The organism is Microcystis sp. 0824, from assembly GCF_003112475.1.
Lineage (GTDB): Bacteria > Cyanobacteriota > Cyanobacteriia > Cyanobacteriales > Microcystaceae > Microcystis > Microcystis aeruginosa_C.
The window spans coordinates 47,788-66,997 of the sequence record NZ_BDSM01000007.1; the positions used below are offsets into that span (position 1 = coordinate 47,788).

The following is a 19,210-nucleotide window of genomic DNA, read 5'->3' on the forward strand; positions in this document are numbered from 1 at the left end:
TAATTTTACTCTCGATCGCTAGAAGTATAAGCTAAAACGTAGCCTAACATGGTGTTCCAAATTGCTAAGGAAATTATTGCCAATAATAATAAAGGCCAATTTTGGGGAACTTTCAAAAGTAGCCCGAAAATAATCGCCATAGAACCCAAGGTATCAGCGACAGATAGACCATGTAATTTATATAATACCGAGCGCTTGTCTAAAAGATGCGCCGTTCCCCAAAACCAGAAAAAAACTCCGATAGCGATGCAGATATAACTCAAAATGTTAATCATGATTCGTTCAGTCGTTTAAGAATTTGTGCTAATAACATAAAGCCGGCATTACCGACACTGAGAATAATCACTGCTACCACTCCAATCATCCAATCATCCCGCAGAACCGACACCACTAGAATAATAATCGATGATTTACTGGAAGCACTGGCAAAGGCGGCCATTTTTTGCCAGATGTCATCATTTCTTGCCACTTCATAAAGGGGAATTAATAGGGCGACAATCATGGCAATGAGAACAATATTCATCCCTGGGTACTCCGTTTAATTATATGTACTTCATAACCCTCATTTTCCTTGTATTCGGTGACGATAGTTTTCGGGGTAAAGGTAATGAGAAATATATCCCAAAAAGCCAATCTGGGTGAACGTTTACCCGAAATTCTCTCTAAAATAATTTCTTCTTCCTTGTGGGGACGAAAGATAATTTCAAACGCTTCTTTATAAGCTTGGGGAATAGCCAGAAAGACTTTAATTATTACCTTTAACCAATCGCCTAAAGTTTCGCTAGAGGCGAAATTACGGGGCAAAAGAAAAGCAATAGCCACCCCGATCATAATATTAGCGGGGGTAAAATTAGCGGTGAGTAAAAACCACATAGTTAAACGCAGAATTATATGTCCGATCATGCTAAAACCATCCAAAACAATAGAACTAACATTATACTCATCATCCCGACGAGATTATCAAATTGTTCCCAGGCTCGCGATAATTTTAGGGATAACTTTTTGAAAACTCCCAGATATAACCACCACCCCGCACCGATGACGGCTAAAGCTTTGATAATATTGGGTAGATTATAAGCTTCAACATAGACGGCATTGGATAAAAATAGGGCGGCAAGGAGCAGAATTATTGCCGTCCAGAAACCGATAGTTAGCTTCTGTTTGCTTTCACCCCCTGCGTGGGGTAAAAAGATAAATTTAGCAAAGGAAATCGCCGTCCCCACCGCCACAAGATTGATCATAATCTCTTGCCAGGGGACTAAATTTTTCATCGTTAACGCTTTCGCACCAAAACCAGATAATAGGGGGAATCCGGAGATAGAAAAACTAGCAACCACTAGGGCAATCCAGAGAGAATTAGGGATCGATTGTTGCTGTAATTCTTTAAAATTGCGACTGGGTAAAACTCCCGCTAACAGAAATAGGGAAGATTTAACTAAACCGTGGGTAAGGGTATAAAAACCACTGACTACTGGGGCAGCTAAAATAAAACCTAACTGGGAAATAGTATGGAAGGCTAACATCCGCTTGCTATCCTTTTCAAACACTGCGTATGACACGCCAAAAATCGCCGTTAGCACCCCGAAAAGCCGAATTAGGACATCTAAATCCTCTAGGATTAAAGCACAGCGCAGGAGGGGAAAAATGCCAGCTTTTACCACCACCCCCGACATCAGCGCCGAGACGGAGGTTTCCGATTCCGAGTGTGTCATCGGTAGCCATAATCCCGAGACAAAGATTCCCCCTTTGACTAATAATCCCATGAAGATTAAAGCCAAGGCTTCGGGAGGTGCGTCCTTTAAACCAGCAAAAGCAAAGGAATTATTGGCTTTATAGACTAAAACTGCGCCAATAAGGTAAAATAACATCGCCACATTGCTGATAAACAGATAACGCAGGGCAACCCAGAGAGAGCGATCGCTGCGAGGATAGGCAATCATCAGAAAAGCGGCAATACTAATTACCTCTAGGGCAACGTAAACGCTAATAAAATCCTCACAGACGAAGACAGAATTAATGCTGCCGTGGAGAATGATAGCTTGAGCGTAAAAAAAGGCGGTTTTGCTACTTTCCCAGTTATAAAAAATAACTGCCATCGTCACCAGGGCATTGGTGAGGATAAAATAGGCACTTAACTGATCGGCTACCAGTCTCACGCCATAATTATCTAGTAGGTTAAGGGTTATGGGGGAGGATTGGCTAAATAGAAGGAGAGAATAGGCGAGAGAGATAATAGTGGCGGCGAGAGCCAGATATTTGTCTAATCGCGGCAATAAATAGATGATAAAGCCGATCAAAAAGGGTAAACTTATCCAGGCGATCGTTAAAGTATTCATGGTGTGTTATTTTTTTCTATCTCGCTGCTGTCGAGGGTGGGGTTATCTTTGGCTAATTTCATCACTCCCACCAGCATTAACGCCTGAATCGAAAAACCGATGACGATCGCTGTTAAAATCACTGCTTGAGGTACAGGATCGGCGTAATTTTGCTGTTTAACTGTACTGAGGATGGGAGTAAATAAACCGTCACGGGAAGAAATCACCACATAGTAGGCGATAACGCCCGTACTCATGACATCCATGGCGATAATCTTCATGATTAAGTTTTTTTTCAGGAATGTTCCTAAAAATCCGCACAAAACGGTGGCGAACACAAACAACTCTAGGAGGGGAATCGTCACTGGGCTTCTTGATTAGATTTGGTTATGAGTCAAAATATTTCTTCTAATTATCCTCGATCGAGTCCCAATTGATCAAAAAATTCTCAAGATTATGGGGGGAATTTTCGGGCGGTCAATAGATTGTTTTAGATCTATAATTATTATTGAAAAAAATAAAAACAAGCGGTTTCGCTTTAATAATGTATATCTTGCCAGAGAGCGCAATCAGTAATGTTAACGAAGCATCTAACATTATTTTCTTCACTCGAATTAACTCGATAAAACCCTGTAAATAATTATCATAATATGCCATTTTTTTAAGCTATCAGCAGACAAAAATTCACAATACTTAGCTTGAAATTCTCTTGTTATTGGTTGATATTCAAGGGAATAAATATTCTCCGCTTGAGGTGGAGTTTGATCTGCTCTGATTTTTTCTATAACTATCGTCTAATTCTAGAAAAATTCCCTCGGCATTGAGGACTAGATCTTCATCAGATAAGGGCGGAAAATCCAGGTGAATTGTCCGCTTCAGAATCTCTAATAGCAAATCTGAGCGCTCTGAGTCTGTCAAGCGGTCAAAGGTATCTAAAAGTTCCTGAACTATAGCAGTCATAGCAGTTACCCTATATCTGCTCAATACTATAACACAAGCTTAACAAGGCTCTTAGTTATTGCTTGACAGCCCCAATAAATTCTGAATGTAAGTTTGGAATCCCCCCAAACCGCCATCGTCATCCCAACGCTGTCTGAAAGTTGGTAACTTCTCCAATTCCATCACATTCCCACCTTGATACCTGACTCGATAATCAAACATCTTATCTGCTTTTGCTGATACAGGTGGATTATCAAAATCAATAGCCCAAAGCACCTCAACAATTCGATAGATGTCGTAATTATCCTTGCCAATTTCACGTTTGGCTTTGCAGTCGAGAACTTTTACTAAATGGGTAACATACCCTCGCTGTCTGAGTAGTATCAAACTACCTTTTTCGGGTTTATTGGCATTGACTTCATCATCTTTCCATGCCAGTCGGAAGCGATCAGAAACCTTATATTCCCGATATGCCCATGTACGATCGTGTCGCCTGACATTTTTAGTCCACTTCAGAGCTTGTAAATCCATGTCAATATCTCTAAATAAAACTATAAGTTAAACTCGATCGCGATGACGGCGATCAGCGATAAAAGACTCTACCAATTTAACATCTTCGACACTACCGATCACTAAAGGTGTGCGGTAGTGTAATTTATCGGGAACGATATCTAAAAGATTTGTCACCCCATCACTAGCTTTACCTCCTGCCTGTTCAATTAAAAAAGCAAGGGGAGCAGTTTCATAAATTAAGCGCAATTTTCCCTGGGGATTTTTAACAGTACCCGGATAGAGAAAAACGCCTCCCTGCATTAAAATTCGATGGATATCTCCCACTAATGCCCCACTGTAACGGGCCGTGTAACCATCATGACGGTGGACATAACGAGTATAGTCGCGAATTGCCTCATCCCACTGCCAAAAATTGCCCTCATTGGTACTATAAATCGGGCCATGGTCGGGGATAATAATATTCTCTTGGGCGAGGATAAATTCCCCTAAACTGGGGTCAAGAACAAAGGCATGAACACCGCGACCGATCGAGTAAACTAAGATAGTCGAAGGTCCGTAGAGAATATAACCGGCGGCGATTTGTTGACGACCATTTTGCAGTAAATCCCGCGCCTCTCCGTCTAAATCATTGCCTTCCTGTTGACGGATGGCAAAAATCGAACCCACATTTAGGTTAATATCCACATTAGAAGAACCATCGATCGGGTCGTAGAGTAGGGTATAGCGACCGATGGGACAGTTTTCTGGGATATAATAGGGTTTATCCATTTCCTCGGAAGCAAGACGGCAAACTAAGCCACTTTGCTTAAAAACCGAGATAAATACCTCATTGGCAAAAACGTCCATTTTCTTGACTGATTCCCCTTGGACGTTGGTTTCTCCAGTAAAACCTAGCACATCCGCCATTAATCCCGCTTTACTGAGACGACGGGCAATTAATTTTCCCGCTAGGGCAATCCGACTCATAATTGCGCTTAAATCCTGCGCGTCGGGGGAAAAGCTTTGTAGTTGTTGCAGGACGTGACGGGACAGGGTGGTACAATCTCGATCGAGGCTATGTTCGGGGATAGAAAAGGGAATATTGCTAACCATAACTGTAATTGCCAGTAATAAAGTAAAAAAGGAAAACCCGTCTAGTCTCAATTGTGACTATGATTTGATCCTAGCCAAGATTTTCCCTATTGTTGGCCAATTTTTAGATCAGTTTCATAAGTTGGCTAATTTTTCCCTTATTGATCATTAAATTTTGGTCAATAAGTAGCTGGTTATAATTAAATTGAAGATGGATCCCCCCTTGATAAGGGGGGATTAAGGGGGGATTAAGGGGGGTGTCTGACAGTTTTTAACACCTAACTACTTACTTGCCATCTCAATTTAAGTCGATGGGGATACACCGGGCAAGCGTTTATATTTCAAGTAATAGGCAAAACTTGTTAATAAAACAATAATTATTGTGCCGATACCTAAATAGTTAGGAACCCAAAAAGCCGCAGCAATGGTGTTAATTTCTCCCGGTTTTAAATGCCAAATTAACTGATTATCAACTTGTTCTACTGGGGGATTTAATCCTGAGTCATCTTCAATATTTTGACCAGGAAAGGGAGTCTTTAAAGCGAAGTCGATATCGACTAAGGAACCGGGACTAATGATAATATTTCCCTGTTCGGAAAGTACACCTAAAGCCCGCAAATCAACGGTTAATTTTAAGTTTTTCTGGGTCAAAAAGAACCAATCTCGTTCTGTAACTGCCAGTTTTGAATCTAGTTGCAGTAACTTTATATCATCGGTATCGGCAGAATTTTTGATTTTAAAGGAAGAACTAGGATCAAAAAATTGATTGAATTTTTCCTCTAATTCCTGACTATTACTAAAGGGAATAGTCACGATTATTTCTCGTTCGGAAATAGGAGCGGTTTTCCCCTTCAGTAATTTTGCCCTCTGTTCGATACTATTTAACCATTTAGTGGCTTCGGTTTGACTGAGACTGGTTAAACGTTGTCCGAGGGTGATATGTTGAATAATTTCCCCGTGGTGTTGGTGGGGAAAATTAATGCCCACATCGTAACGGACACAGCCAGTTAAAAAGAGAAAAATACCGCATAAAAAGGGCAGAATAAAGGGGGTTTTCCCTATTTTTTCGGTGGTTGGTTGATTCATAATTAATCTTCTTCTAAGTCGTCATAACTTGCTGAACTGCCACCGCTAACCGTAACTAGATCAATTTGCTGACGATAATAGTCTACATCTTTTACTTCCACTTCTACCTCATCACCGAGACGATAGGCAACGCGATTTTTCCGTCCTACCAAACAGCTATGACGGGCCCGATATTCGTACCAATCATCCTTGAGAGAAGAAACATGGACCAACCCTTCCACTAATAAATCGGAAATTTCCACGAAGAAACCATAGGATTGTACACCGGTAATTAAGCCGCGAAAAACTTGACCCATTCTTTCTTTCATTTTCTCGGCTTTTTTCAATCCTTCTAGGTCTTTTTCCGCATCTTCAGCAATTTTTGAGCGATCATTGAGATGGGAAACAATTAGGTGGCTTTCTTCTTCTAACTCCTCCTGAATTTGACTTGGGAGAATATTCCAATTAATCTGCCCATGACAGCTATTACTGCCCAAATTAACCCCGACTTTGACGATTTTGCTGCGGCGATCTTTCCCCTCGGTTAATAGTATTTTTAACACCCGTTGTACCCAAAGATCCGCATATCTTTGTAGGGGTGAGAGACAGTGGGTATAATTGCTAGGATAGGCCAAACCAAAATGGGGTAGAGGATGGCTGCTATATCTAACTAATTTGAGAGTTTCTTGCAGGAGATAATTGAGGACTTTCACCGATGAAGAAGCGGAAAAAGTGCGGGTGAGATTTTGATAGTCATTGGGTTTAATCTCCTCCTCGGCAGTTAAATTTAATTCTGCCCCTAAATTATTGGCCAATTTGAGTAAATCCTCCAATTCATCCCAATCCGGTTCCGATTGTCCGCAGTAGATACAGGGCAATTTTAAGGCCTGTAAGTGTTCGGCGACAACTTTGCCGGCTAAAATTGCCACTTCTGTCAGTAAAGAACGGGCAGGTAAATTATTAGAAGCGAGAACAGTCCCCCCCCGTCCTTCGTCTTTGTAGGGAGAGATTTTGTCTAATTGAATATCAAAACTACCCCGCTGCAGACGTTGGGATTTTAGGGTGGGGCAAACGCTAAAAAATAAATCTTTCAGCGTTTCAACGGTATCGGTGGGGGCAGCTTCGCTATCTTCTTCACTGAGCAGATCGCGCACCTGTTGATAGGTAAAATGTTGATCCACTTGGATGAGGCTGCGGGTGATTTCGTACTCCACTAGCTCCCCCTTGTCATCGAGGGTGACGAGGATAGAAATAGCGGGGCGCTGTTCTTGGGGTGACAGGGAACAACGACTGGTAAGGGCAGCCGGGACTAATGGCAGCACTTTTTCGCCTAAATAGACGGCAGTTCCCCGTTTTTTGGCAACTTTATCCAATAATCCGCCCCGTTCGATGTAACGGGTGACATCGCTGATATGAATGGCGACTTGCCAGCGATTTTGGTTGATTTTCTCTAAAGAAAAGGCATTTTCAATGATTGGGGGATAATCCAGGGGGGTGTCATCTTCGATGGTAAAGGTGAAGAGTGGGGTTAAATCTCGCAGTTGTTCTTTTTCGCCACTATCGAAGAAATCCGCTAAATTATCGGCAATTTCGAGGGCTTCTGGCGGAAAATTATGGGGTAGATCGTGTTTACAGGAGACGATATCCGTGTCGGCAGCGGCCTCGGCAGTAGAACCGAGAATGCGAGTAACTTTACCGATGGGAGGCATTTCTCCTAGAGGATAACGGAGGACGGAAACATGAACGAGGTGATCGATGTTTTCTTGGAGATTTTGACCATTTTCGAGGAGATTAAGGGTAAATTTCAGGCGATCATCGAGGGGAACCGCCACAAACTGCTCATTTTCCTGTTTTACTTGCGCTAGAAGTGAAGGGTTAGCTCGTTCGAGAATTAATCTCACCTCTCCTTCTGGGGAACGACGACGGGTTCCCTCGCGGATGATTTTAACTAAAACTCGATCGCCATTCCAAGCGTTACTGAGATGATTTTTCGACACGTAGATGTCATCAGCATCTTCGATATCTTGGATAGCAAAGCAAAATTCTTTACTGGAACAGCGCAGCTTTGCTTCTACGATATTTTCCTCGATCACACGACGATAGCGCCCGCGTTCTTTGACAACCATTCCCAGACGTTCCAAAGCATCGAGAATCACTTGCAATTTTTCGCAGCTTTCGGGATCGTCTTCGCAGCCTAGTTTTTTTTCGAGAATTTTACCCGTAGCTAATTTATCATCACTAAGATGAGAGAGGAGTGTGGCGATCGAGAAGTCCATCTAACAATAATCCTTACTTACAAGACACTGACGGAATGGTGGACAATTAAGTTTAAATACTTATATAATGAGAAGATTGATTTAAACCATTGACTCGAGAGATTATCTCTATCGGGCTAACTGCGATCGCTGTAGGTGACAGTGAAGGTAAACTAAGCAAGCATCGAACACCCGAACCTACCTTGAGAATTATCGAATCCTTCCTTAGGATAAGCCAATAGCGAACACTGGCAAACTTTTTTGCGATCGCTCGTCTTTCTGGCAGAAGTTTCAGCCTAGTAGAATCTTGTTACTATGGGCAAGGCTAATCCTAGGACTGAAAATTTTATCTAATCTTTGATCTTAGCAAGAACTTGCTACATTTTTCCATAATTACGATAGAGTATTTTAGTATAAGTACAAAAGAACTCGAAAAAGTCACCATGTTGCAAAAGTTACGCCAACGTTACCCCCAAGTTGCCCTGATTAGCGAGTTAGTTCAAATCGATCACGGTAAGTATATTGTGAGAGCGATCATCGAAATTGAGGGAAAAACGGTCGTTACAGGTTTAGCAGCGGCAGATACGGTAGAAATCGCCGAAGATAGAGCCAGAGAACGAGCTTTACTGCTTTTAGAGGCTGAAAACACCCCCGATCTCCAGCTTGTGGAAAAAATCAGCCCCAATAATATTTCTCTACCGTCCGATTTACCTAAACCCGTCCCTAGTGCCAAAAAATCGACTAAAACGGCTAAAGTCACTGAAATACCTCGTCCTGAAGCTAAAATTGAACCGGAATTACCCCAGGTTAAGGATATTCCCCCAGCTAAAATTGAACCGGAATTACCCCAAGTTAAGGATATTCCCCCGGCTAAAATTGAACCGGAATTACCCCAAGTTGAGGATATTCCTTTACCAGAACCAGAGCCTTTATTATTAGAAATGGAAACCGATAATTACTCCTTATTATCAGAATTGCCAGAAGAAGCGAGTTTAACTGAAGAAGAACCCCCAGCACCAGAACCAGTTGTTGTTATTCCTGAAGAAATCGATTATTCAGTGCTTAAAACTAAAATTGATGTGGAGATGAAGCGATTAGCTTGGACTACAGAAAAAGGTCGGGAATACCTGATTTCTACCTATGGCAAAAAGTCCCGTTTACTACTAACTAACGAGGAGTTATTAGAATTCTATAACTACTTATCTAGTATCAGTGCCTAATCACTAGACCTGCTGCATAAATCAAAAATCTTTAGTTAAGTGAGGAGTCTCCGAGCCACTATTATCCGAGTCAGGATAAGCAGAAAGAAATAGATTATTTTCTGGCAGTAGAAAAGCGATCTTTTTCTGTAAAAATCCTTAAATTAAGGACTTTAATAGCATCTGCGATTAAAAACTCACTTTTGCGGGAGATATAATAAAAAAGTAAGCTATTAGCTGCCAGTCTTTTTCTCCCTATCTCCCTATCTCCCTATCTCCCTGATAACTGATAACTGATAACTGATAACTGATAACTGATAACTGATAACTGATAACTGATAACTGATAACTGATAACTGATAACTGAATTAGTTTCTTACTGCTTCTGTTTCTGCTTCTTTGGGAACAACCACTGGCACTCCGCTGACTGTTTCGATTTGATAAATAACGCGACTTAATTGGGAAGGACAACAGAGAGGATCCGTATCTTTATAGCGATTAAAAACCACAATAATTCGATCGCTATTTTGTAAAACAATTCTCTGAGATGCACCATCAGTGCGGGAATCCATCGGTCGCGGGGAAAGAGTGCCAGCAAATTTACCATCAACAAAAACAAAGTCTTGATAACCCATCGGTCGGCACATTCCATCCACTGCACTCATAGCCGAAATAACGCTAGTTTTACCATAGGTTTGCACGGAACCGTACAGTAACCATCCTGCTTTATTAAGTGCTTGATCATTGGCAGTAATTGCCGGACGAACCTGTTCACGACACTGGTTATCGATCACGGTTTTAACGGGAGATTTTGGGATAGGGGCCTTGGCTTTATTCCAATTAGTTAACGGTCGATCAAACCAAGCTCGCGGAGTCTCTTTTTCTGGGGTTTGGCTAATAACTTCTAATAGCTTCCATGTCTCCGAACTTTGATTATTAGCTGGATTGGAGACGGTTTCAACGCTAACTTTAATTTGATATAAAAATCCTAGTTTATAATCAAATCCCTCGATACTATTGGCGAACAATCTCCAGTTTTCCTCTGGTTTTTCTCGCATCTGTAAACAGTCTTTGGTGGTGCCTTGGCTGCAGGGTTGTTTCCTAGAATTGATATAAATTGTCCTTTCCGTGCGCGTGGTGGTCGGTGTGGGGGTAAAAGTGAGTATTCCTAAACCTTCGGGAGTACGATAAAATAACTGTAAATCGCCTTTAGCTGTTACTTGGAATTGTTCCACTCCTTGCAAGGCAGCAAGATATTGATTTTCTTGTTTCATCTGCGGTTCTGGACAAGCTTTTTTCGTAGTAGCGATCGCTTGGTTAACCTTGAGCGTGTCATCATTGACTTGATAGCCGGTATTATACTGGTTGCATCCAGCCGAACCACTGAGGATATTTTTCTGGAAAGCGGCAGTAATTTCCGTTTCTTTCACCAAACTTCCGGCTGTCCACCCCTTTAGTTTCCATCGAGTCCCCTCCAAAGGGGAAGTATTAGCGATCGCCGCTTTCCCCGCTAAAGCACAACTGAGGGCAATTGTCAAGAAAATTACCGTTTTTTTGGCGTTCAAAATTGCTATTCTCCTCGTCAAAGCAACAATTCTATTATGGCGTAGGGTAATCGAATGAGTGGTTAGGATAATTTTTAGGATTTCTCTTGCTGACCATGCCGTGACGGATTAACAGAGAATAAGTTCCCGCAAACCTTAACCCCGTCAGAAAGTCATCGTTGTCACTTTTTGCCCTCAAATGGCCAAAAGTTGACCCCGGTTCACCTTAAGCAGTACAATAAAAACCTTGAGTGACCCCTTAAACAAAAAAAAACATCATGGCACAAGGACAAGGATTCGGATTCGGTCTCGGTAAGATTAAAGAATTACAAGACGCTTTCCAAAAAGCGCAACAGGTGCAACAAGGGGCGAAAGTTCTGCAAGAAGAACTGGAAAATATGGAAATTCCTGGCCAGAGTGAAAATGGCTTGGTGACAGTCTATCTCAGTGGCAACCAAGAACCCCGGGGGATTGAAATCGATCCTGCTCTCCTCTCCCAAGAACCGGAGATTGTGGCCGAGTCTATTCTAGAAGCCATGAAGGCCGCCTATACTGCTTCTACGGAAACCATGCGCGCCAAAATGGAAGAACTGACCAGTGGTTTAAATATCCCCAGTATGTAATCGCTTTTGACCGCAATGGTAAGATGGAAAGTTGGACTAACAAACAAGGAGGTTCAACTTTGCTGACTTTGGGTGTCAATATCGACCATGTGGCCACAATTCGCCAAGCTCGCCGCACCGTAGAACCAGATCCCGTGGCGGCGGCAGTTTTGGCCGAAATCGGCGGCGCTGATGGCATTACCGTTCACTTGCGCGAGGATCGTCGTCATATCCAGGATCGCGATGTGCGGATTCTCCGGCAAACGGTGCGGACTCATCTGAATCTGGAAATGGCCCCGACGGAGGAAATGATCGCCATTGCTCTCGATATTAAACCCGATTATGTCACCCTTGTCCCCGAAAAGCGCGAGGAAGTGACCACGGAAGGGGGGATCGATATGCTGGGCAATTTTGACCGTTTTTGTCGGGTTGTAGAGCGCCTACAAGGGGCTAATATCCCCGTTAGTTGGTTTATTGATGCCGATTTTGCCCAAATTCAAGCGGCCGCTAATACAGGGGCGAAATTTATCGAACTCCACACCGGTCAATACGCCGAAGCACAACAGGAGAGTGATCGTCAAGCATTGTTAACAATTCTTAAAGAAGGCTGCGAATACGCTTCCTCCCTCGGTTTGCGGGTGAATGCCGGCCACGGTTTGACCTATTGGAATGTTTATGCCGTCGCCTGTTTGCCCAATATGGAAGAATTGAACATTGGTCACACAATTATCAGTCGCGCGGTTTTGGTCGGGTTAGAACGGGCCGTTAGGGAAATGAAATTGGCTATGCGTGGACAATTATAAAAGCCATCAGCTATCAGCTAATCTGCCGACTAAGGAACAATTACACTGAAAAATTAAAGGAAAGATCATGACAACTTATTATTATTTGGTAGCCAGTCAAAAGTTTTTAGAAGAAGAAGCGATCGAAAAGGAAGTTTTGAAGGAAAGAATCAGGAATTATCAAGAAAAAGGTCAAGAAATTGATTTTTGGTTAATTGCCAATCCAGCTTTTTTAGATACTCCCGCTTTTGCCGATATCAAAAAGAAAACTCCCCAACCGGCAGCGGCGATTGTTTCTCTCAATCAACAGTTTATTACTTGGCTAAAATTGCGTCTAGAATACGTTATTACAGGACAGTTTGAGGCTCCTTCCGATACTATTCCCGAACCGTTAAAATAACCCTTTTGGACTGGGGCAAAAAATACAGACGAGGCAATCATCACCAGCTAACTTTGCCTTGCAGCTTGTTAATTTTTCCCCGACCGATTCCCGATACTCGATCCAAATCTTCTAGGGAAGTAAAGGGTTTTTGTTGCCGGGCTGCGATAATTTTTTCGGCTAATTTGCCACTGATACCGGGTAAAGTATCTAATTCTTCTTTTGTGGCAGTGTTTAAATTAATTAAGCGATCGCTTTTAATTGTTACAGATTGGGGACAGTTTTTTCTATCCCGTTCGATCCGATTTTTAATAGTTTCCGGCAGTCCTAATTTAGCGGTACGGTAAAGATATTGAAATTCTCGATCGAAATGAGCGGCAACGGTGGGATTATTGATAATAACTAAAGCTTCATCGTTTTGATGGTTAGCGGCTCTTGACCAATTATGAGAACCAGTAATCACAATTTTATCATCGATTAAACCGAATTTATGGTGTAATTTATCTCCCGGGGCTAGAGCGGGAACTCCTAGGGTATTAATTGGGTTTTGCCAAGGCTGATTATCTGGTTCATAACGACATTTATTACTGAGAGCAACTCCTAATAAATCTAATCCTTCGCTATAGTATCGGAAGGCAAAACTAGGATCAATTAAAGCCTTAATTTCTATCCCTTTTTGATGTCGTTGAGCGAGAATATTAGCTAAAGGCTGTTCCGTAAAGACAAATAGGGCTAAGTCCACGGATTTTTTAGCTTTATTTAAAGTTTCACCGATCAGACCATTGCTAGTAATTGCCCAGGGATAAGTGGTAGAATCGGGGGAAAATTTTACCGTCAGACTACTATTACCGATAGGGATTGTTTGCGGTTTTCTGTGGGGTTTATCTAACCCAAATCTAGAACGATCTTCCCTTCCCCACATCAGATTAAATTCTCTTTGAAAAACTCTAGCTAGTGGGGGATTAGTAATCACTAATAAGTGATTGGCATTACCGACAGTTTTGGGATTAGAAAAGTCTCCATGAATATCACTTAAGGTATAGCTAGCTGAACTAATTAAAGTAGTGTAATTATCAATAATCATGAATTTATGGTGCATTAAACCGCTACCTTTTGAGCGATCATTTCTATCATCAATTAGGGTAATACCAGCTTTTTTGAGGATAGTAATTGCATCTCTTTGGGCGATTTCCTCTGGAGTTAATTTACCATCGCGATTTATGTCAACTAAGTCAAAAATATTTTGATAACGTTCCTGTTCTCGATCACTTAATTGTTCTTGGTTTTTGGCTAAACTATTAATAGGTTTATTGTAAATGTTTTCGAGGATAACCCTAACTTTAATTCCCTGTTGCTGACGAGTAGCTAAAGCTTGAGCGATGGCGGGTAAACGTAACTCTTGCACTGCTAGATCGATCGAACTTTTTGCCGAGTTGATATTATCAAGAATAACCTGTTCTAAATTATCCCCTGGGCGATTAATTTGGCGATAGGGATCGGTATAATTTGAATTTCGGGCTTGATTATGATTAAAATAGACTTGAATATATTGATCTTGGGGCAAGGGTTGCGGACGATTTTGGATGGCATTCAGAGAATGACAGCCACCCAAAAGAAAAACTATTCCTAACAGAAATCCTAACTGTACCATGGGCAGAATTTTTTTTAATCTCCATTGATCTATTGCCATTTTTGCCCGCATAATTATCATTACCCTAAGATTCAGGAGACAGGAGGTAATTTTTACCTAAGCAGGTTCTCGGAAATCGGTATGTACTAAATTGATTATAATCAATCCTGATTCTAGATTCAAGACTAGGGCCTTGTCCTTGATTGTTTAAATTGCTGATCAAAGATGTGACATCTAGTTAGGGAATTTTGTTATAATCTGGGGAACAATAGCACTGTTCTTCTAGATCTGGGTTTTACCATGACTGAACTTTTACCCCAATGCAGTAATCTGGCTGGTAATGTTAACAGTATAATTGAACTATGCAAAGGCGAATCTTCTCTCCGTAATCAACAGGATACCAGCAAGATAGAAATTGCCCTACAAAAAGCCATTTCTCCCAAATTTGAAATCGTTTTCGCCGGTGCTTTTAGTGCAGGGAAATCAATGTTAATCAATGCACTTTTAGAGCGAGAATTGCTCTATAGTGCCGAAGGACACGCAACGGGTACAGAATGTTATATTGAGTACGCAGAAGCTGATGAGGAAAGAGTGGTTTTAACCTTTCTCAGCGAAGCAGAAATTCGTACTTTAGTCGATAGCGTCTGTCAAAATCTGCAATTAACTAATCCCAGTAACATTAATTCCCCGGAATACTGTAGTCAATTAAACCAATACTGTCAAAAAATTATCGAACAGGAAGGGGGAGAAGGCAAATCCGAGCGAGCTAAACAAGCTCAGGGTTTAAAATTATTAATTGAAGGATTTACTCAAAATCGTGAGCGGATCCATACCCTGCATAATGCCACCTATTCCATGGAACAATTTCACTTTTCTAATTTAGCAGAAGCGGCCAGTTTTGCCCGTCGTGGTAGCAATAGTGCCGTCTTAAAACGTCTAGAATATTACTGTCATCATCCTCTCCTTAAAGATGGTAACGTTTTGGTAGATTTGCCCGGTATTGATGCCCCAGTCAAAAAAGATGCCGCATTAGCCTATCGTAAAATAGAGCATCCTGATACTTCGGCAGTGGTTTGTGTTTTAAAGGCTGCTTCTGCGGGAGAATTAGCCACAGAAGAAACGGAATTACTCGAAAAAATTGGCTCTAATGCCAGTATTCGTGATCGAGTTTTTTATGTTTTTAACCGCATCGATGAAACCTGGTACTCAGCCCAACTAAAACAGCGTTTAGAAAATCTAATTCAAACGCAATTTCGTGATACTTCCCGCATTTACAAAACCAGCGGACTTTTAGGGTTTTATGGGTATCAGGTGAAAAATCAAACCAATATTAATCAGCGTTATGGTTTAGATTCTATCTTTGCCGAAAGTGTTAAAAATTTAGGAGGAGAAGAAGAAACACCGCAATTTGTCAGCGAGTTTAATAACTATTGTGCCAACTCTGGGAAATTACTGGCAACTCCCTTTAAAGTTTCCATCCACGGTTATGAAACTCCCAATAAAAATTACTTCCGAGTTTTAAGCGAGTGGGGAACTCCTTTACTAGAGCAGTTAATTGCTGATAGCGGTATCGAAGAATTTCGCACGGCAATTACTCGTTATCTCACCGAAGAAAAACGCCCGCAATTGTTTGCAACTTTAGCTGATGATTTACAATCTCTCTGTATCACTCTCAAAAATCATTACCAAGGGATTTATCGTGATTTAGAAAGTCAACCACGAGAAATTGAGGCGATGAAAGCTCTGGAGTTAAATCACCTCAATCAAGAGTTAAAGGAAGTGGGAGAGAAATTAACTAAACATATCGAGGGTTATGTCAATGCTATCGTGGTTAATAGCGATGAAAACTTTGAAGAAGACTTTAAAAAACTGAAAGCGAGAATGGTATCAAGATTGGATGAGTTATTAAATACTTTTTCTGTTAGAAATGCTTACTCGCAAGCAACTTTAAACCATCCCCGCAATGCTACAGCACCTTTATTAGCGGTATTAGTGGAAGCTTTTTATTATCTGTCTAACCAGCTAGAAGATGTGTTAATTGAGGAGTCAACCAGTTTAGTTAATCGCTTCTGTCAGCGTCTTTTAGATGCGGTAAGGCAAGGTGATTATTATCGGCAAATCTATCGTTTATTGGGTAATGATGGTGGCATAGAAAATCAGCTAAAACAGGTAGAATGGCAGTTAATTCATGCCTTAGTTTCCCAAGGGAGAACAGAGTGCGATCGCTATGTAAGAGAAAATCACAATTTTTACAACGAAGGCACTTTTTCTATCTTTCAATTTCGGCAAACTGTCCAACAAACTACTCAAGGTTACGATTGCGAAAGTATTCTTGATGCCGAACCTGCTATCCGTCAATTACTTCAGTTAGATTTTGAACCAAAAGTATCAGCGACAATTCAGAAAAACTTCCGTCACACGGTTAATAATACTCTCAAAAATCAATTGATACCAATGGCGAAAAAACAAGCCGATACTATTCTACAACAGTTTAATCAAGCTCGTTCCTATCTAGAACAAACCTTAGAACAGGAAGCGGCGGAAAAAATTGCTAATAATGCCCACAAACAGCAAGAAATTCACCAAAAAATTGAGGATTATAATCAAGCGATCAACTCTCTCAATACTTGTTTAACTGCTATGGGTTTACAGAAAAATCATTTACCTGTAATTGGTGAACAAGAATTAGAGATTGTCCCAGAAGTTGTTAATCACTCCAGCAATTAATATGGGGAGTGGGAAGGTGGGAAGTGAGGGGGAACAATCCAAAAAATTAATTAAAATTAAAACTGATCGGGGGATAAGCGATCGAAGTCTTGTTATTCTTAAACTGGTAGGTTTCGAGATGTTTTTAGGCTCGCAGCTGAACCTGATCAACCGATAACCGATAGAGGGGTGCAGAATGGGAGAATGGTTAGATTTTACCGATGAGGTGGTCACTGTTAATGGCAAAGGTGAGGAAATTAAACGGGAAAAAGTCACTAATCGAGGTTATAAATATTTTTTAAGCAAAAAAACCTTTTTAGAGATGATTTCTATCCCTAGCGGTCAATACCTCATCGGTGCGCCCAAAAGCGAGTTAGGCTGGAAATTGAGTCAAAGTCCCCAATCTCCGGTTAATATTCAGGCTTTTTGCCTGAGTCGCTACCCAATTACCCAACGACAATGGCGCGAGGTGGCAAAATTAGAACCAGTAAATATTGAACTTAATCCCTATCCGGCCCATTTTGAAGGTTATGATCGCCCCGTAGAACAAATTAACTGGTGGGAAGCGGTGGAATTTTGCGATCGCCTATCCCGTCTCACGGGACTCAATTATCGTTTACCCGCAGAAAAAGAATGGGAATACGCTTGTCGGGGAGGAACATCAACCCCTTTTCACTTCGGCCCGACAATTTCCACTGATTTAGCCAACTATTCCGGGGTGGACTGGGATTATGGCGGCAAAGTGTGCAGTTCTGGTCGTTATGGGGAAGGTCGCCTAGGTTGCGATCGCAGAGAAACCACACCGGTGGGAATGTTTGCCGTCGCTAACCCTTTCGGACTCTACGATCTGCACGGAAATGTCAGGGAATGGTGTGCAGATTACTGGCGCGATAACTACGAAGCAGCCACAATAGAAGATAGGGACAGACGAGTTTTACGCGGGGGTTCCTGGAATGACGGCCCTAACAAATGTCGCTCGGCCTACCGGGTCAAATTTCTGGCTACTGCTGGACTCTATGATATCGGTTTTCGTGTCGTTAGCGATAATTCTCCTTAAATCTGAAAACCGATCACTGATTACCGGTGACAGGGAGGTGAAAAAATTGAAAATAGAACTACCCCAGCAAATAATCAGCGAATTTTGTCAGAAATGGCAGATATCTGAAATGTGTTTATTCGGATCGGTTTTGCGGGAAGATTTTCGTCCAGATAGCGATATTGATATACTGGTCAGTTTTCAAGATAGTGTTTCTTGGGGACTTCTGGAGTTTTCGAGGATGAAACGGGAATTAGAGAATTTATTGGGACGGAAAGTTGATTTGCTAACGAAAAAATCGATCGAGCAGAGTCATAATTGGATTCGTCAACGAGAGATTTTAGAGACAGCACAAGTGATTTATGTGGCGGGATAAGGCTTTTTTACTAGATATTGTCCGAGCCGGTCAATTAGCTCAACAATTTGCCGAGCAACTGGCAAAATTGGCAGGTGTTGGTCAGACAATTTTTTAAAATGTACCGCTCCTCGATCGAGAGTTAGAATTGATTTTAGAGACAATAAAGGTGATTTAACCAAATGATTGCTAACTTTGACCATAACTATCTTTCCCCGGAAGATTATTTAGCAACGGAGAGAATAGCCAAGGATAAACACGAATACATTCGCGGTCAAACCTACGCCATGGCTGGTGCAAGTAAAGCCCATGGTATGATTATTATCAACTTAGCCACACTTTTAAAAAACCGGCTGCGGGGTAGTGGTTGTCTTGTCTATGCCACAGATATGAAAGTTCGTCTAGAAATAGCTAATAGTTATTTTTATCCCGATCTTGTGGTCACTTGCGACTCGCGAGATAATCAGTCTTTCTCGGAAGATTTTATCCGTTATCCGCGCTTGATTGTAGAAGTATTATCCCCCACTACTGCTGCCTTTGCTCGCAACGCGCTCGCGAAGCGAGATCGGGGTGATAAATTTGCCGACTATCGTTCCCTTGAAACTTTAGAAGAATACGTTCTTATCAGTCAAGAACGCATCAGTGTAGATTGTTTTCGTCGCAATGACGAAGGATTCTGGGTTCTTTATCCCTACAGCAAAGGAGCAGATATTTATCTAGCTAGTATCGATTTTCACTGTGCGATCAAATCTTTATATGAAGATATAACAGAAATCTGTTAAAAAATCAGATAAGTTTTTTCTGTTTACTATTTACTTT

Annotated in this window: 19 protein-coding genes; 8 read left to right on the top strand and 11 right to left on the bottom strand. The window is 41.5% G+C overall.

Features of this window, described 5'->3' with window-relative positions; all coding sequences use genetic code 11:
• Positions 1 to 5: 5 nt before the first annotated feature.
• The 9 genes from N0824_RS02675 to N0824_RS02725 all read right to left on the bottom strand — a co-directional run bounded on the left by N0824_RS02675 (position 6) and on the right by N0824_RS02725 (position 8,179).
• Positions 6 to 275: a monovalent cation/H(+) antiporter subunit G gene (locus tag N0824_RS02675; protein WP_108935596.1), complete on the bottom strand. Its 270-nt coding sequence runs from the start codon at positions 273 to 275 to the stop codon at positions 6 to 8.
• Complete coding sequence (locus N0824_RS02680; protein ID WP_002771873.1) at positions 272 to 523, bottom strand: hypothetical protein; 252 nt, start codon at positions 521 to 523, stop codon at positions 272 to 274. Before N0824_RS02680 ends, N0824_RS02675 begins: the two co-directional genes overlap by 4 nt.
• Entirely contained in the window at positions 520 to 903 is a 384-nt protein-coding gene (locus tag N0824_RS02685; RefSeq protein WP_108935597.1) for a Na+/H+ antiporter subunit E, read from the bottom strand. The genes N0824_RS02680 and N0824_RS02685 overlap by 4 nt, the downstream gene beginning before the upstream one ends.
• Positions 900 to 2,336, bottom strand: a complete 1,437-nt coding sequence (locus tag N0824_RS02690; protein ID WP_108935598.1) for a cation:proton antiporter — start codon at positions 2,334 to 2,336, stop codon at positions 900 to 902. The genes N0824_RS02685 and N0824_RS02690 overlap by 4 nt, the downstream gene beginning before the upstream one ends.
• A complete protein-coding gene (locus N0824_RS02695; RefSeq protein ID WP_002761414.1) occupies positions 2,333 to 2,680 on the bottom strand; it encodes an NADH-quinone oxidoreductase subunit K in 348 nt (115 codons plus the stop codon). Before N0824_RS02695 ends, N0824_RS02690 begins: the two co-directional genes overlap by 4 nt.
• Positions 2,681 to 3,326: 646 nt before the next feature.
• On the bottom strand, positions 3,327 to 3,785 hold the full coding sequence (locus N0824_RS02710) for a hypothetical protein (RefSeq protein ID WP_108935600.1): 459 nt from the start codon (positions 3,783 to 3,785) through the stop codon (positions 3,327 to 3,329).
• Between the two features lie 27 nt (positions 3,786 to 3,812).
• A complete protein-coding gene (fbp, locus tag N0824_RS02715; protein WP_002801107.1) occupies positions 3,813 to 4,859 on the bottom strand; it encodes a class 1 fructose-bisphosphatase in 1,047 nt (348 codons plus the stop codon).
• 282 nt (positions 4,860 to 5,141) lie between these two features.
• Positions 5,142 to 5,924 (bottom strand): DUF3153 domain-containing protein, encoded by a 783-nt coding sequence (locus N0824_RS02720; RefSeq protein WP_108935601.1) that lies wholly within the window; start codon positions 5,922 to 5,924, stop codon positions 5,142 to 5,144.
• 2 nt (positions 5,925 to 5,926) lie between these two features.
• Positions 5,927 to 8,179, bottom strand: a complete 2,253-nt coding sequence (locus N0824_RS02725; protein WP_108935602.1) for a ribonuclease R family protein — start codon at positions 8,177 to 8,179, stop codon at positions 5,927 to 5,929.
• A gap of 422 nt (positions 8,180 to 8,601) precedes the next feature.
• On the opposite strand from N0824_RS02725, the gene N0824_RS02730 reads away from it, so the two are divergent.
• Positions 8,602 to 9,378 (top strand): hypothetical protein, encoded by a 777-nt coding sequence (locus tag N0824_RS02730; protein ID WP_108935603.1) that lies wholly within the window; start codon positions 8,602 to 8,604, stop codon positions 9,376 to 9,378.
• 347 nt (positions 9,379 to 9,725) lie between these two features.
• On the opposite strand, the gene N0824_RS02740 is transcribed toward N0824_RS02730, so the two are convergent.
• Positions 9,726 to 10,922, bottom strand: a complete 1,197-nt coding sequence (locus N0824_RS02740; RefSeq protein WP_233256339.1) for an META domain-containing protein — start codon at positions 10,920 to 10,922, stop codon at positions 9,726 to 9,728.
• A 257-nt stretch (positions 10,923 to 11,179) separates the two neighbouring features.
• Here N0824_RS02740 and N0824_RS02745 point away from each other — a divergent pair, with 257 nt between their 5' ends.
• The 3 genes from N0824_RS02745 (at position 11,180) to N0824_RS02755 (ending at position 12,685) form a co-directional block, all read left to right on the top strand.
• A complete protein-coding gene (locus tag N0824_RS02745; protein ID WP_108935606.1) occupies positions 11,180 to 11,524 on the top strand; it encodes a YbaB/EbfC family nucleoid-associated protein in 345 nt (114 codons plus the stop codon).
• A 59-nt stretch (positions 11,525 to 11,583) separates the two neighbouring features.
• Positions 11,584 to 12,306: a pyridoxine 5'-phosphate synthase gene (locus tag N0824_RS02750; RefSeq protein ID WP_199224873.1), complete on the top strand. Its 723-nt coding sequence runs from the start codon at positions 11,584 to 11,586 to the stop codon at positions 12,304 to 12,306.
• A gap of 67 nt (positions 12,307 to 12,373) precedes the next feature.
• A complete protein-coding gene (locus tag N0824_RS02755; RefSeq protein WP_002783106.1) occupies positions 12,374 to 12,685 on the top strand; it encodes an MgPME-cyclase complex family protein in 312 nt (103 codons plus the stop codon).
• A gap of 40 nt (positions 12,686 to 12,725) precedes the next feature.
• Here N0824_RS02755 and N0824_RS02760 read toward each other — a convergent pair whose 3' ends face one another.
• Entirely contained in the window at positions 12,726 to 14,366 is a 1,641-nt protein-coding gene (locus N0824_RS02760) for a DUF655 domain-containing protein (protein WP_108935721.1), read from the bottom strand.
• 228 nt (positions 14,367 to 14,594) lie between these two features.
• Between N0824_RS02760 and N0824_RS02765 the strand changes: the two genes are divergently transcribed.
• The 4 genes from N0824_RS02765 to N0824_RS02780 all read left to right on the top strand — a co-directional run bounded on the left by N0824_RS02765 (position 14,595) and on the right by N0824_RS02780 (position 19,173).
• Positions 14,595 to 17,021, top strand: coding sequence for a dynamin-like GTPase family protein (locus N0824_RS02765; protein ID WP_108935608.1), 2,427 nt, complete (start codon positions 14,595 to 14,597; stop codon positions 17,019 to 17,021).
• A 175-nt stretch (positions 17,022 to 17,196) separates the two neighbouring features.
• On the top strand, positions 17,197 to 18,057 hold the full coding sequence (locus N0824_RS02770; protein ID WP_108935609.1) for a formylglycine-generating enzyme family protein: 861 nt from the start codon (positions 17,197 to 17,199) through the stop codon (positions 18,055 to 18,057).
• Positions 18,058 to 18,103: 46 nt separating this feature from the next.
• On the top strand, positions 18,104 to 18,412 hold the full coding sequence (locus N0824_RS02775) for a nucleotidyltransferase family protein (RefSeq protein ID WP_024970637.1): 309 nt from the start codon (positions 18,104 to 18,106) through the stop codon (positions 18,410 to 18,412).
• Between the two features lie 161 nt (positions 18,413 to 18,573).
• A complete protein-coding gene (locus N0824_RS02780; protein ID WP_108935611.1) occupies positions 18,574 to 19,173 on the top strand; it encodes a Uma2 family endonuclease in 600 nt (199 codons plus the stop codon).
• The last annotated feature ends 37 nt before the right edge of the window (positions 19,174 to 19,210 follow it).

What these genes read in the sequence shown, in the direction of transcription:
- N0824_RS02685 (WP_108935597.1), bottom strand. Translation starts at nt 903, where the DNA reads ATGATCGGACATATAATTCTGCGTTTAACTATGTGGTTTTTACTCACC.
- N0824_RS02770 (WP_108935609.1), top strand. Translation starts at nt 17,197, where the DNA reads ATGGGAGAATGGTTAGATTTTACCGATGAGGTGGTCACTGTTAATGGC.
- N0824_RS02730 (WP_108935603.1), top strand. Translation starts at nt 8,602, where the DNA reads ATGTTGCAAAAGTTACGCCAACGTTACCCCCAAGTTGCCCTGATTAGC.
- N0824_RS02710 (WP_108935600.1), bottom strand. Translation starts at nt 3,785, where the DNA reads ATGGATTTACAAGCTCTGAAGTGGACTAAAAATGTCAGGCGACACGAT.
- N0824_RS02675 (WP_108935596.1), bottom strand. Translation starts at nt 275, where the DNA reads ATGATTAACATTTTGAGTTATATCTGCATCGCTATCGGAGTTTTTTTC.
- N0824_RS02745 (WP_108935606.1), top strand. Translation starts at nt 11,180, where the DNA reads ATGGCACAAGGACAAGGATTCGGATTCGGTCTCGGTAAGATTAAAGAA.
- N0824_RS02725 (WP_108935602.1), bottom strand. Translation starts at nt 8,179, where the DNA reads ATGGACTTCTCGATCGCCACACTCCTCTCTCATCTTAGTGATGATAAA.
- N0824_RS02690 (WP_108935598.1), bottom strand. Translation starts at nt 2,336, where the DNA reads ATGAATACTTTAACGATCGCCTGGATAAGTTTACCCTTTTTGATCGGC.
- N0824_RS02760 (WP_108935721.1), bottom strand. Translation starts at nt 14,366, where the DNA reads ATGCGGGCAAAAATGGCAATAGATCAATGGAGATTAAAAAAAATTCTG.
- fbp (WP_002801107.1), bottom strand. Translation starts at nt 4,859, where the DNA reads ATGGTTAGCAATATTCCCTTTTCTATCCCCGAACATAGCCTCGATCGA.
- N0824_RS02755 (WP_002783106.1), top strand. Translation starts at nt 12,374, where the DNA reads ATGACAACTTATTATTATTTGGTAGCCAGTCAAAAGTTTTTAGAAGAA.
- N0824_RS02720 (WP_108935601.1), bottom strand. Translation starts at nt 5,924, where the DNA reads ATGAATCAACCAACCACCGAAAAAATAGGGAAAACCCCCTTTATTCTG.
- N0824_RS02780 (WP_108935611.1), top strand. Translation starts at nt 18,574, where the DNA reads ATGATTGCTAACTTTGACCATAACTATCTTTCCCCGGAAGATTATTTA.
- N0824_RS02680 (WP_002771873.1), bottom strand. Translation starts at nt 523, where the DNA reads ATGAATATTGTTCTCATTGCCATGATTGTCGCCCTATTAATTCCCCTT.
- N0824_RS02765 (WP_108935608.1), top strand. Translation starts at nt 14,595, where the DNA reads ATGACTGAACTTTTACCCCAATGCAGTAATCTGGCTGGTAATGTTAAC.